This is a genomic window from Streptomyces roseoviridis (assembly GCF_039535235.1).
In the GTDB taxonomy this organism is placed as follows: domain Bacteria; phylum Actinomycetota; class Actinomycetes; order Streptomycetales; family Streptomycetaceae; genus Streptomyces; species Streptomyces roseoviridis.
Genome location: NZ_BAAAWU010000001.1, coordinates 5,050,924 through 5,064,029 on the forward strand (window position 1 = coordinate 5,050,924; position 13,106 = coordinate 5,064,029).

Annotated in this window: 10 protein-coding genes; all 10 read left to right on the forward strand. The window is 70.5% G+C overall.

The window, feature by feature from the left end; genetic code table 11:
• Nucleotides 1–112 precede the first annotated feature (112 nt).
• Nucleotides 113–2,734 (forward strand): valine--tRNA ligase, encoded by a 2,622-nt coding sequence (locus ABD954_RS22835; protein ID WP_345488308.1) that lies wholly within the window; start codon nt 113–115, stop codon nt 2,732–2,734.
• A gap of 121 nt (nt 2,735–2,855) precedes the next feature.
• Nucleotides 2,856–4,004 (forward strand): sensor histidine kinase, encoded by a 1,149-nt coding sequence (locus tag ABD954_RS22840; RefSeq protein ID WP_345488310.1) that lies wholly within the window; start codon nt 2,856–2,858, stop codon nt 4,002–4,004.
• Between the two features lie 157 nt (nt 4,005–4,161).
• Nucleotides 4,162–5,661: a bifunctional tetrahydrofolate synthase/dihydrofolate synthase gene (gene folC / locus ABD954_RS22845; RefSeq protein WP_345488312.1), complete on the forward strand. Its 1,500-nt coding sequence runs from the start codon at nt 4,162–4,164 to the stop codon at nt 5,659–5,661.
• 3 nt (nt 5,662–5,664) lie between these two features.
• Nucleotides 5,665–6,021 carry a DUF4233 domain-containing protein gene (locus ABD954_RS22850; protein WP_345488314.1) on the forward strand — a complete coding sequence of 119 codons (357 nt, stop codon included), beginning with the start codon at nt 5,665–5,667 and terminating at the stop codon, nt 6,019–6,021.
• A 64-nt stretch (nt 6,022–6,085) separates the two neighbouring features.
• Nucleotides 6,086–6,499, forward strand: coding sequence for a nucleoside-diphosphate kinase (gene ndk / locus ABD954_RS22855; protein ID WP_345488316.1), 414 nt, complete (start codon nt 6,086–6,088; stop codon nt 6,497–6,499).
• Nucleotides 6,500–6,781: 282 nt separating this feature from the next.
• On the forward strand, nt 6,782–7,801 hold the full coding sequence (locus tag ABD954_RS22860) for a rod shape-determining protein (RefSeq protein ID WP_345488318.1): 1,020 nt from the start codon (nt 6,782–6,784) through the stop codon (nt 7,799–7,801).
• A 103-nt stretch (nt 7,802–7,904) separates the two neighbouring features.
• Nucleotides 7,905–9,026: a rod shape-determining protein MreC gene (mreC, locus tag ABD954_RS22865; RefSeq protein ID WP_345488320.1), complete on the forward strand. Its 1,122-nt coding sequence runs from the start codon at nt 7,905–7,907 to the stop codon at nt 9,024–9,026.
• A complete protein-coding gene (mreD, locus tag ABD954_RS22870) occupies nt 9,023–9,688 on the forward strand; it encodes a rod shape-determining protein MreD (RefSeq protein ID WP_345488322.1) in 666 nt (221 codons plus the stop codon). Before mreC ends, mreD begins: the two co-directional genes overlap by 4 nt.
• A 19-nt stretch (nt 9,689–9,707) precedes the next feature.
• On the forward strand, nt 9,708–11,894 hold the full coding sequence (gene mrdA / locus ABD954_RS22875; RefSeq protein ID WP_345488324.1) for a penicillin-binding protein 2: 2,187 nt from the start codon (nt 9,708–9,710) through the stop codon (nt 11,892–11,894).
• 4 nt (nt 11,895–11,898) lie between these two features.
• The gene (gene rodA, locus ABD954_RS22880) at nt 11,899–13,098 is read left to right on the forward strand and encodes a rod shape-determining protein RodA (protein WP_345488326.1); all 1,200 of its coding nucleotides are present in this window, start codon (nt 11,899–11,901) and stop codon (nt 13,096–13,098) included.
• Nucleotides 13,099–13,106 lie beyond the last annotated feature (8 nt).

Sequence of the window (13,106 nt, forward strand, 5' to 3'; positions counted from 1 at the left end):
ATGCGTAGCGAACATCCTGTCGGAAGCCGTGCGGCACCGGGGCGGTGGGGGTCACACCGTTACGGAACAATCGAGTTTCTGGACAACCCCGGGTCCCCCCTAAACTGAGCCCGTGACCGAGAACACTCAGCAGCAGACAGCAGCCACTCCCGAACTGCCGACCCAGTACGCGCCGGCCGAGGTAGAGGGGCCGCTGTACGAGCGCTGGGTAGAGCGGGGCTACTTCACGGCCGACGCCAAGAGCGAGAAGCCGCCGTACACCATCGTCATTCCGCCGCCGAACGTCACCGGCTCGCTCCACCTGGGCCACGCCTTCCAGCACACGCTGATGGACGCCCTGACCCGCCGCAAGCGCATGCAGGGCTACGAGTCGCTCTGGCTGCCCGGCATGGACCACGCCGGCATCGCCACCCAGAACAAGGTCGAACAGCAGCTCGCCGAGGAGGGCAAGTCCCGCCACGACCTGGGCCGCGAGGAGTTCGTCCAGCGGGTCTGGCAGTGGAAGGAGGAGTACGGCGGCAAGATCCTCGGCCAGATGCGCCGTCTGGGCGACGGAGTGGACTGGAGCCGCGAGCGCTTCACCATGGACGAGGGCCTGTCCCGTGCCGTCCAGACCATCTTCAAGAAGCTCTACGACGACGAGCTGATCTACCGCGCCGAGCGCATCATCAACTGGTGCCCGCGCTGTCTCACGGCGATCTCCGACATCGAGGTCGAGTACCAGGAGGACGCCGGCGAGCTGGTCTCCATCCGTTACGGCGAGGGCGAGGACAGCCTCGTCGTCGCCACGACCCGCGCCGAGACGATGCTCGGTGACACCGCGGTCGCCGTCCACCCGGACGACGAGCGGTACCAGCACCTGGTCGGCAAGCAGATCAAGCTGCCGCTCACCGACCGCACCATCCCGGTCGTGGCCGACACCCACGTCGACCCGGAGTTCGGCACCGGCGCCGTCAAGGTGACCCCGGCGCACGACCCGAACGACTTCGAGATCGGCCGCCGTCACGACCTGCCGTCCCTGAGCGTCATGGACGAGCACGGCGTCATCACCGTCCACGGCCCCTTCCTCGGCCTGGACCGCTTCGAGGCCCGCTCGGCGATCGTCGGCGCGCTCAAGGAGCAGGGACGGATCGTCGCCGAGAAGCGCCCGTACATGCACTCGGTCGGGCACTGCTCCCGCTGCAAGACCACGGTCGAGCCGCGTCTGTCGATGCAGTGGTGGGTCAAGGTCGGCCCGCTGGCGAAGGACGCCGGGGACGCCGTCCGCGACGGCCGGGTGAAGATCCACCCCGAGGAGATGTCGAAGCGCTACTTCGACTGGGTCGACAACATGCACGACTGGTGCATCTCGCGCCAGCTGTGGTGGGGCCATCGCATCCCGATCTGGTACGGCCCGAACGGAGAGGTCGTCTGCGTCGGCCCCGACGACGAGGTCCCGACCGGCGATGGCTGGACGCAGGACCCGGACGTCCTGGACACCTGGTTCTCCTCGGGCCTGTGGCCCTTCTCCACCCTCGGCTGGCCGGAGCAGACGCCGGATCTGGAGAAGTTCTATTCGACCGACGTCCTGCTCACCGGCCACGACATCATCTTCTTCTGGGTCGCCCGGATGATGATGTTCGGCCTGTACGCGATGGACGGCGAGGTCCCGTTCAAGACCATCGCGCTGACCGGTCTGGTCAGGGACGAGTTCGGCAAGAAGATGTCGAAGTCCAACCCGAACGCGGTCGACCCGCTGATCTGGATGGACGCCTACGGCTCCGATGCCGTCCGCTTCACCCTGGCCAACGGCGCCAACCCCGGCGCCGACGTGCCGATCGGCGAGGACTGGGTCAAGGCGTCCCGCAACTTCACCAACAAGATCTGGAACGCGACCCGCTTCGCGCTGATGAACGGCGCGACGGTCGAGGGCCCGCTGCCGGACGCCTCCGAGATGTCGGCGACCGACCGCTGGATCCTGTCCCGGCTCAACAAGACCGTCGCGGCCGTCGACGCGTACTACGACGACTTCCAGTTCGCGAAGGTCGCCGACGCGCTGTACCACTTCGCGTGGGACGAGGTCTTCGACTGGTACGTCGAGCTGTCGAAGACGACGTTCTTCGCGGGTGGCGAGCCGGCCAAGGTCTCCGGCCGCGTCCTCGGCGAGGTCCTGGACGTCATGCTGCGGCTGCTGCACCCGATCGTTCCGTTCGTCACCGACACCCTGTGGACCACCCTCACCGGCGGCGAGTCCCTCGTCATCGGTGAGTGGCCCGCGGACAGCGGCTTCCGCGACGAGGCCGCCGAGCAGGAGATCGAGCTGGTCCAGCGGGTCGTCACCGAGGTCCGACGGTTCCGCAAGGACCAGGGCCTGAAGGACGGCCAGAAGGTCCCCGCCCGCCTCGAGCTCGACGGCACCGCGCTCGCCGCGCACGAGCCCGCCATCCGGCAGCTGCTGCGCCTCCAGCCGGAGGTCGAGGGCTTCTCCGCCACCGCCTCCCTGCCGGTCGCCGGTGCCACGGTCTCGCTCGACCTGTCGGGCACCATCGACGTGGCCGCGGAGCGCAAGCGCCTCGCGAAGGACCTGGCCGCCGCCGAGAAGGAGAAGGCGCAGGCCCAGGGCAAGCTCGGCAACGAGGCCTTCCTGGCCAAGGCGCCGGACAACGTGGTCGACAAGATCCGCACCCGCCTCGCCAAGGCGGACGAGGACATCGCCCGCATCCAGGCGCAGCTGGAGCGCCTGCCGCAGGCGTAGCCCGTACGGATCGAGGGGCCCGGGACCGGGGACGGTTCCGGGCCCCTCGCGTACGTCCTCCAGTGGGTGACATCACGCGGCCGGCGGCCAAAGTCCGTCAGCTCGGGCCGAAGGACCTCGGATGATGGAGGGCATGGTCCGCTTCCCCGCCCTGCCCGCGCTGCGCCACCGCGCGGAGCGGTGGGCCGTGTCGCCGCGGGCCACCGACGCCGTCGCCGCGCTCGGTGCCTTCGCCCTCATGCTCCTGGACGTGCCGGGACTCGCCCGTGCCGACAACTCGCTCACCGGCGTGACCGCCACCCTGGTCCTCGCGGGGGGCGCGGCCACCCTGGTGCTGCGGCGCAAGGCGCCCTGGGTGCCCTTCCTGGTGGCGCTCGGACTGATGGGCTGGCTGCACGAGCTGACGATGATCCAGTTCGCGCTGTACTCGCTGGGCCGCTTCCGGGGCCGGCGGACCGCCGTCCTCGCCACCGTGCTGTACGTGGGCGCCGCCTACGCGTACTTCCACACGCCCGGCTGGCCCGCCCGGCACGGCGAGACCCTCAGCGACTTCCTGAGCCTCGTCGTCCCGATCGGCGTCCTCGCCACGAGCGTCGGCATCGCCGCCCACCGTCACGACCTGGTCCGCGCCCTGGAGGCCCAGCGCCGGGCGTCCGCCGCCCGGCAGGCCGTCCAGGAGGAGCGGATCTCGGTCGGCCGCGACGTCCACGACCTGGTGGGCCGGGAGCTCACGGTCCTCGCGGTGCGCGCCGAGGTGCTCGCCGTACGGGCCAGGGGAGAGGCGCACCAGCAGGACTTCGAGGAGCTCGCCGACACCGCCCGGCGCGCCCATCACATGCTCAACGAGACCATCGTGCGGCGCGGCGACAGGGCAGCCGCCACCCCGGGCCTCGAAGGTCTCGCCGCCCTCGCGGAGGAGAGCGGACGCATGGGCAGCCCCGTGGACGTCACCGTCGCCCCGGAGGCGAAGGCGCTGTCGCCGCTGCGGCAGGCGGCGGTCCACCGGGTCGTACAGGAGTGCCTGACCAACGCGGCCAAGCACGCCCCCGGCATGCCGGTCACGGTCGCGATCACCGTCGAGGGCCCGTCCCTGCGCATCGAGGTCCGCAACCCCCTCGCCCCCACGCCACCCGACCGCGCCCCCGTGTCGACCGGCACCGGCCTCTTCTCCATGCGCGAACGCGTCACCAGCATGGGCGGCTCGCTGACCGCCCGTCGCGCCCACGGCGCGTACGTGGTGACGGCACTGCTGCCGAGCGGGCTGGGTTAGCCGACCGGAGGGACCGCACGGCCGCCCGCCGGGGAGTTCCGCCGGTCGACCGGCGGACGGCCGGTTCATGATCGGCGGGCCCACCGCGAGCCGTCCGGGAAAGTCCCGAATGGGGTGGGTCCGCGGTCCTGTCGGCGCGCCTCCGTAGACTGGGGGCGTGAGTGAGCCGAGCGACCCGAGCGACCAGTTCGACGACATCGTCGACGCCGAGACGAACCGCGACCCGGACCTGGCGGTGATCGAGGCCGGCAGTCGCACCCTGCGCGCGATGGCCGGCCCGCCGCAGGGCGATCCGGTGCCCTCGCGTCCCGCCGACCCCGAGGTCGACAAGGCGCTGCGCGAGGTCGAGACCGAGCTGTCGACCCGCTGGGGCGAGACCAAGCTGGAGCCCTCGGTCAAGCGGATCGCGGCCCTGATGGACGTGCTGGGCGAGCCGCAGCGCGCCTATCCCTCGATCCACATCACCGGCACCAACGGCAAGACGTCGACGGCCCGCATGATCGAGGCCCTGCTCGGCGCCTTCGACCTGCGCACCGGGCGGTACACCTCGCCGCACGTGCAGACCATCACCGAGCGGATCAGCCTGGACGGCGCCCCGATCGACCCGGAGCGTTTCGTCGAGACGTACCAGGACGTGAAGCCGTACGTGGAGCTGGTCGACGCCCGCGAGGAGTACCGGCTCTCCTTCTTCGAGGTGCTCACCGGGATGGCGTACGCGGCCTTCGCCGACGCCCCGGTCGACGCGGCCGTCGTCGAGGTCGGCATGGGCGGCACCTGGGACGCCACCAACGTCATCGACGCCTCCGTCGCCGTCGTCACCCCGATCGACCTGGACCACACCGACCGGCTCGGCGAGACGACCGCCGCGATCGCCGGGGAGAAGTCCGGGATCATCAAGGAGGGCGCGACCGTCATCCTGGCCCAGCAGCCGGTGGACGCGGCGCAGGTGCTCCTGAAGAAGGCCGTCGACGTGGACGCGACGGTGGCCCGCGAGGGCATGGAGTTCGGGGTCGTCTCGCGCGAGGTCGCGGTCGGCGGACAGCTGCTGACCCTGCGCGGCCTCGGCGGCGAGTACGACAACGTGTTCCTTCCTCTCTACGGGGCGCACCAGGCGCACAACGCGGCCGTGGCGCTCGCCGCCGTCGAGGCGTTCTTCGGCATCGGCGCGCAGCACGCCCGCACCCTGGACGTGGACACGGTCCGCCGCGCGTTCGCCCAGGTGGCCTCGCCGGGCCGCCTGGAGGTCGTGCGCTCCTCGCCGACGGTGATCCTGGACGCGGCGCACAATCCCCACGGCGCGCGAGCGACGGCCGAGGGCATCACCGAGTCCTTCGGCTTCTCGCGGCTGATCGGCGTGGTCTCCACCAGCGCCGACAAGGACGCCAAGGGTCTCCTGGAGGCTTTCGAGCCGATCTTCGCCGAGGTCGTGATCACGGCGAACTCCAACCCCCGGGCCACCGACGTCGACGCGCTCGCCGCCATCGCGGTCGAGGTCTTCGGCGAGGACCGGGTGGTCGTCGAGCCGCGGCTCGACGACGCCATCGAGGCGGCGATCACGCTCGCCGAGGAAGAGGACGAGTACGCGGGCGCGGGCGTCCTCGTCACCGGTTCGATCTTCACGGTCGGCGACGCCCGACTGCTGCTGAAGCGGGGCTGAGCCATGCGGGTGCTGTGTTCCTCGACGCTGATCGGCGAGTTCTTCGTGATCGGCTTCGCCGGGCTCGTCGCCATGAAGGACGACTCCCTGGCGATGTCGACGGTGTGGACGGTCTGTGGGATCGCCATGGTCCTGTCGGTGCTGCTGTGCGGGATGATCACCCGTCCGGGGGGTGTGCAGCTCGGCTGGGCGCTGCAGCTCGGTCTGGTCGCCAGCGGCTTCGTGGTGCCGGTGATGTTCTTCCTGGGCGCGCTGTTCGCGGTGCTCTGGTGGGCCTCGGTGCACTACGGCCGGAAGATCGACGAGATCAAGGCCGGCTGGGCCGCCTCGGAGGGCTCCGCAGGGCCTGACGCTGCGTGATAATGCCCGGTGCGGGCCCTGTAGCCTCAAAGGCCCGCACACCGTTGTCTGAAGGAGTTCCCCCGTGAGCCAGCGCACGCTCGTCCTGCTCAAGCCCGATGCCGTCCGCCGTGGCCTGATCGGCGAGATCATCGGCCGTATCGAGCGCAAGGCCGGCTGGACCATCGCGGCCCTGGAGATGCGCGAGCTGGACCAGGAGACGCTGGAGCAGCACTACGGCGAGCACAAGGGCAAGCCGTTCTACGAGCCGCTGATGGGCTTCATGGCCTCCGGCCCGGTCGTCGCGCTCGTCGTCGAGGGCGAGCGGGTCATCGAGGGCCTGCGCACGCTCGCCGGCCCGACCGACCCGATCGCCGCCGCCCCCGGCTCCATCCGCGGCGACTACGGCACCATCGTCCGCGAGAACCTGATCCACGCCTCGGACTCCGAGGAGTCGGCCATTCGGGAGCTGAAGATTTTCTTCCCCGGCCTGGTCTGACCCCACGTCAGCCGATCAGCGCCACCCCCTGGGGCGACCGAAGGAATTTCGGTCGCCCCCAGGCATATGAACGCGGAACCCGGGAACGGATCGCCGCATCATTCCGTCACCTATACAGAGGTGGACCGGGGTGGTCCGCCGCGCGGTATCCGTGCGGGCGGCACTACGATGGGGAAACTCCACGCCGCACCACTCTCGGACACCACCTCGCCGACCTGAGAAGCCGTCAACGCTCCGCTAGGGAAGGCCCGACGCATCCTCATGGGAAACAAGGGGAACTCAATGTCGTTCATCGGCCGTGACATGGCTGTCGACCTCGGGACCGCCAACACGCTGGTGTACGTCAGGGGTCGAGGCATCGTTCTGAACGAGCCGTCCGTCGTCGCGATCAACACCAACACCGGCGGCATCCTCGCGGTCGGTTCGGAGGCGAAGAAGATGATCGGCCGGACCCCCGGCAACATCGTCGCCGTCCGCCCGCTCAAGGACGGCGTGATCGCCGACTTCGAGATCACCGAGCGGATGCTCCGCTACTTCATCCTCAAGATCCACAAGCGTCGCTACCTGGCCCGCCCCCGGGTCGTCGTCTGCGTCCCCTCCGGCATCACCGGAGTCGAGCGCCGCGCCGTCATCGAGGCGTCGACCCAGGCCGGCGCCCGCCAGGTGCACATCATCGAGGAGCCCATGGCCGCCGCCATCGGCTCGGGCCTCCCGGTCCACGAGGCCACCGGCAACATGGTCGTCGACATCGGCGGCGGCACCACCGAGGTGGCCGTCATCTCCCTCGGCGGAATCGTCACGGCACAGTCCATCCGGGTGGCCGGCGACGAGCTCGACAACGCGATCATCCAGCACGTCAAGAAGGAGTACTCGCTCCTCCTCGGCGAGCGCACCGCCGAACAGATCAAGATCACCATCGGCTCCGCCTACGACCTCGACCAGGACGAGCACACCGAGATCCGCGGCCGCGACCTCGTCTCGGGCCTGCCCAAGACCGTGGTCATCTCCGCCGCCGAGGTCCGCAAGGCCATCGAGGAGCCGGTCAACGCCATCGTCGACGCCGTGAAGACCACCCTCGACAAGTGCCCGCCGGAGCTCTCCGGTGACGTCATGGACCGCGGCATCGTTCTCACGGGTGGCGGCGCCCTGCTCCGCGGCCTCGACGAACGACTCCGCCGCGAGACCGGCATGCCGATCCACATCGCCGAGGACCCGCTGGACTCGGTGGCGCTCGGATCCGGCAAGTGCGTCGAGGAGTTCGAGGCGCTCCAGCAGGTGCTCGACGCCCAGCCGCGACGCTGACCCGTCCGGCGGGCGCGTACGACCGCGTCACCCCACAACTCCATCACCCCCGGGCCCCGGCCCGGGGGCCCGTATCGAACGAGGAAAGGCACGGCCGCCGCACGTGAGGGACACACGAGAGAGCCGGCTGCTCCTGGTACTGCTGGTCGCCATCGCGTTCGCACTGATCACGGTGGACATCCGAGGAGGCCAGGAGTCACCGGTCGACGGTGCCCGGCAGGCCGCGGCCGCCGTCTTCGGCCCCGTCGAGAACGGAGTCGCCTCGGCGGTCGACCCGATCGGCAACGCGATAGGAGCGGTCCGCGACTCCGGTGAGCGGCACAACCGGATCGCCGCCCTGGAGCAGGAGAACGCCGCCCTCAAGGCCAAGCTGGGCAGCGACGACCGCAACCGCAGCCGGCTGCGCGAGCTCGACACGCTGCTGAAGACCGCCGGCGCCGGGCAGTACGGCATCAAGGGCGCCCAGGTCATCGCCATAGGAGCCGCCCAGGGCTTCTCCTGGACCGTCACCATCGACGCCGGGGCCCGCGACGGCATCCGGCGCGACATGACCGTCCTCAACGGCGCCGGGCTCGTCGGCCGGGTCACCACCGTCGGCCCCTCCACGTCGACCGTGCTGCTCGCCAACGACCCCGACTTCACCGTCGGCACCCGCCTGGAGAAGACCGCCGAGCTCGGCTTCGCCACCGGCCAGGGCAACGGCCCGCTGCTCGTCCAGCTCCTCAACGGCAAGGCCAAGGTCAAGCCCGGCGACCGGCTCGTCACCTTCGGCTCGCACGGCGCCAAGCCCTTCGTCCCCGGCGTCCCGGTCGGCGAGGTCGTCCGCGTCGACCCCCTGGGCGGCGGCCTGACCCGCAACGTCTACGTCCGCCCGTACGTCGGCTTCAGCAAGCTCGACATCGTCGGCGTCGTCGTCCAGGCCCCGCGCACCGACCCGCGCGACACCGTCCTGCCGCCGAAGCCCAAGCCGGCCCCGACCGTCACCGTCACGGTCACCCCGCCGCCCCCGGACGGGCAGCAGCCCGGCCAGAACCCGCAGAACCAGAACCAGCCGCAGAACCAGCAGCAGGGCCAGGCACAGCAGCAGGGCGACCAGCCCGCCCTGAAGCCCGGCGAGCAGACCCAGCAGGCCCAGCCGGACCAGCAGACCGACCCGCAGGACCCGCAGGCGAACCCGCAGAACCCGCAGGACCCGCAGCAGGACCAGGGGGAGCAGACACCGTGAAGTTCAACCGCATCCTGCTGTCGGCCGCGCTGATCCTCGTCGCCCTCGTCGTCCAGGTCTCCGTCCTCGCCCGCCTCCAGCTCCCCGGCGCCGTCCCCGACCTCGTCCTGCTCACCGTGGTCGCCCTCGCGCTCGTCCACGGGCACGTCACCGGCGCCCTCGTCGGCTTCAGCGCCGGCCTGCTCGCCGACCTCGCCCCGCCCGCCGACCACGCCGCCGGCCGCTACGCCCTCGTGCTCTGCGTCGTCGGCTACCTCGTCGGCCTCGCCCGCCCCGAGAACGGCCGGCTCAAGTCCGCCGCCGGCCCCATGGCCGTGGTCGCCGTCGCCGCCGTCGGCTCCACCCTGCTGTACGCCGGGGTCGGCGCCCTCGTCGGCGACACCGCCGCCCGCCACGTCGGCCTCGGCTTCCTGCTCTTCACCGCCGTCCTGTACGACCTGCTCCTCGCGCCGTTCACCGTGCCGCTGATCATGGCCATCGCCCGGCGCGCCGAGAACGACCCGCTCGCCGAGGCCGGCGCGAACGGAGCCGACGTCGCGTCCGGCTGGCTCTCCTCCGGCACCGGCCTGAGGATCGGCACCCAGCGCAGCGGCCTGCGCATCAAGGCCGCCCGAAGCCGCGCCTCACGCGCCGGACGCATCAAGGGAGTCAAGCGACTGTGACCGAGGGGGCAGCGGCAGCATGAGCAACATCCCGGAGACCGGACGGACCCCCAGGGTCCAGATCCGGCTCGTCGTCATCCAGATCCTGGTCTTCTCCCTGCTCTTCACCCTCGGCGGGCGCCTCTGGTACCTCCAGATCCGCCAGGGCAAGGAGTACACCGACGAGGCCAAGAACAACCACGTCCAGCAGGTCGTCCAGCCCGCCGTGCGCGGCTCCATCCTCGACGCCCGCGGCGTCCCGCTCGCCGACAACGAGACCCGCCTCGTGGTCTCCGCCTCGCGCACCGAGCTGATGAAGATGAAGGACGACGGCAAGGCCGTCCTCACCCGCCTCGCCGGCGTCCTGGGCATGAAGCCCCAGGACGTCATGAACAAGATCCGGCTCTGCGACTCCCAGACCCCCAAGCCCTGCTGGAACGGCTCCCCCTTCCAGCCGATCCCGGTCACCGACAAGGCCACCACCCAGCAGGCCCTGACGATCCGTGAGGCGTCCGAGGACTTCCCCGGCATCACCGCCGAACTCGCCGCCGTACGCCGCTACCCGGCCCCCGGCAAGGCCCGCACCGCACAGGTCCTCGGCTACCTCTCGCCCGTCACCGACGAGGAGATCGAGAAGGCCAAGGACACCGACTCGCCGTTCCTCCGCTCCGACCAGGTCGGCCGCTCCGGCATCGAACGCACCTACGACAAGGAGCTGCGCGGCAAGGCCGGCGTCACCCGCTACGAGGTCGACAACCTCGGCCGCGTCATGGGCCAGACCAAGTCCGACCCCGGCGTGCCCGGCTCCACCCTCGTCACCAGCATCGACGCCCGCGTCCAGGCCGTCGCCGAGTACGAGCTCCACCAGGCCATGAAGACCGTCCGCGGCGAGACCGACAAGATCACCGGCCGCCCGTACGAGGCCGACGCCGGCGCCGTCGTCGTCATGGAGTCCAGGACCGGCCGGGTCGTCGCCATGGCCTCCCAGCCCGACTACGACCCCAACGCCTGGGTCGGCGGCATCGCCGCCAAGGACTACGCCGCCCTCACCAGCAAGGACTCCAACTACCCGCTGCTCAACCGGGCCATCCAGGGCCAGGCGCCCGCCGGCTCCGTCTTCAAGGTCGTGTCCGCCAGCGCCGCCGTGCGCGCCGGCAACGACTTCAACGACAAGTACCTCTGCAGCGCCTCGTACAGCATGGGCAACCGCAGCTTCGCCAACTTCGAGTCCAAGGGCCACGGCCCCATCACCCTCGGCGACGCCCTCAAGTACTCCTGCAACACCGTCTTCTACCGCCTCGGCCACCAGGAATGGCAGCGCGACGGCGGCCTCAAGCCGAAGAAGGACGCCAAGGACTGGTTCTACCGGACCGCCCGCGACTTCGGCTTCGGCAGCGAGACCGGCATCGACCTGCCCAACGAGGTCACCGGCCGCATCCCGGACCGCCAGTGGAAGCAGAGCTTCTGGGAGGCCAACAAGGACTCCTGGTGCAAGCAGGGCAAGAAGGGCGGCAGCTACGTCGAGCAGATCGCCTACGAGAGCTGCCTCGAAGGCAACCAGCTCAAGGCCTTCGACAGCATCAACTTCGCGATCGGCCAGGGCGACGTCCTCATCACCCCCGTCCAGCTGGCCACCGCCTACGCGGCCATCAGCAACGGCGGCACCCTCTACAACCCCACCGTCGGCAAGGCCGTGATCAGCCCCGACGGCAAGCGGATCCGCGAGATCAAGCCCACGGCACACGGCCGGCTGCCGGTCGACGCCCAGACCATCAAGGACCTCGACAAGGGCCTGCGGTCCGTCGTCGAACCCGGCGGCACCGCCGCCTGGCGGTTCGGCGGCTGGCCCCAGGACAAGATCCCGATGCACGCCAAGACCGGCACCGCCCAGGTCTACGGCAAGCAGACGACGTCCTGGCTGGCGACCTACACCAGGGACTTCACCATCGTCATGACCATCTCCCAGGGCGGCACCGGCTCCGGCGCCTCCGGACCCGCCGTGCGCAACATCTACGACGCCCTGTACGGACTCGACGACGCCGGCAAGCAGGACCTCAAGCGGGCCCTGCTGCCCCAGCCGCAGCAGACCCTGCCGAAGGTCAACCCCGACGGCACCATCGACGCGCCCGAGGTCAAGCCGTACGACCCGAAGTCGCAGCTCGTCGACCCCGCCGAGGGCGGCGTCGTGCCGCCGCTCGCGGGCCCGCCCCCGTACCTGAGGGACTGACCCGATGACCGCCCCCCACGGCTTCTCCGTCTCCCGCTACGCACCCGAGCGCGGGCCGCTCGCCCGGCTCACCGCCCGCGACTCCGTGCTGCGCCGGCTCGACTGGCCGATCCTGCTGTCCTCGCTCGCCCTGTCGCTGCTCGGCGCGCTGCTCGTGTGGTCCGCCACGCGGGGCCGCACCGAGCTCAACCAGGGCGACCCGTACTACTTCCTGTTCCGGCACGTCCTGAACACCGGCATCGGGCTCGCCCTGATGATCGGCACCATCTGGCTCGGCCACCGCACCCTGCGCGGCGCCGTGCCGGTCCTCTACGGCATCTCGCTGCTGCTGATCCTCGCCGTCCTCACCCCGCTCGGCGCCACCATCAACGGCGCCCACGCGTGGATCGTCATCGGCGGCGGCTTCTCGCTCCAGCCCAGCGAGTTCGTCAAGATCACCATCATCCTGATCATGGCGATGCTGCTCGCGGCGAAGGTCGACGCGGGCGACCAGATCCACCCCGACCACCGCACCGTCGCCAAGGCGCTCCTCCTCGCCGCCCTCCCCATGGGCATCGTCATGCTGATGCCGGACCTCGGCTCCGTCATGGTCATGGCCGTCATCGTGCTCGGCGTCCTGCTCACCTCCGGCGCCTCCAACCGCTGGGTCATCGGCCTGATCGGCGCCGGCGTCCTCGGAGCCGTCCTGGTCACCGCCCTCGGCATGCTCGACGAGTACCAGATCAACCGCTTCGCCGCCTTCGCCAACCCCGAGCTCGACCCGGCCGGCGTCGGCTACAACACCAACCAGGCCCGCATCGCCATCGGCTCCGGCGGCCTCTACGGCGCCGGCCTCTTCAACGGCCACCAGACCAGCGGCCAGTTCGTGCCCGAACAGCAGACCGACTTCATCTTCACCGTCGCCGGCGAGGAACTCGGCTTCGTCGGCGGCACGCTCATCCTCGTCCTCCTCGGCGTCATCCTGTGGCGTGCCTGCCGCATCGCCCGCGAGACGACCGAGCTGTACGGCACGATCGTGGCCGGCGGCATCATCGCCTGGTTCGCCTTCCAGTCCTTCGAGAACATCGGCATGACCCTCGGCATCATGCCGGTCGCCGGCCTGCCACTGCCGTTCGTGTCCTACGGCGGTTCGTCGATGTTCGCCGTGTGGGTGGCGATCGGACTCCTGCAGTCCATCCGGGTGCAACGGCCGATGACGGCCTGATCCCCTCC

Bases quoted from the DNA above. Each gene is read 5' to 3' on its own strand.
- rodA (WP_345488326.1), top strand. From the start codon at position 11,899: ATGACCGCCCCCCACGGCTTCTCCGTCTCCCGCTACGCACCCGAGCGC.
- ABD954_RS22850 (WP_345488314.1), top strand. From the start codon at position 5,665: ATGCGGGTGCTGTGTTCCTCGACGCTGATCGGCGAGTTCTTCGTGATC.
- ABD954_RS22860 (WP_345488318.1), top strand. From the start codon at position 6,782: ATGTCGTTCATCGGCCGTGACATGGCTGTCGACCTCGGGACCGCCAAC.
- mrdA (WP_345488324.1), top strand. From the start codon at position 9,708: ATGAGCAACATCCCGGAGACCGGACGGACCCCCAGGGTCCAGATCCGG.
- ABD954_RS22840 (WP_345488310.1), top strand. From the start codon at position 2,856: ATGATGGAGGGCATGGTCCGCTTCCCCGCCCTGCCCGCGCTGCGCCAC.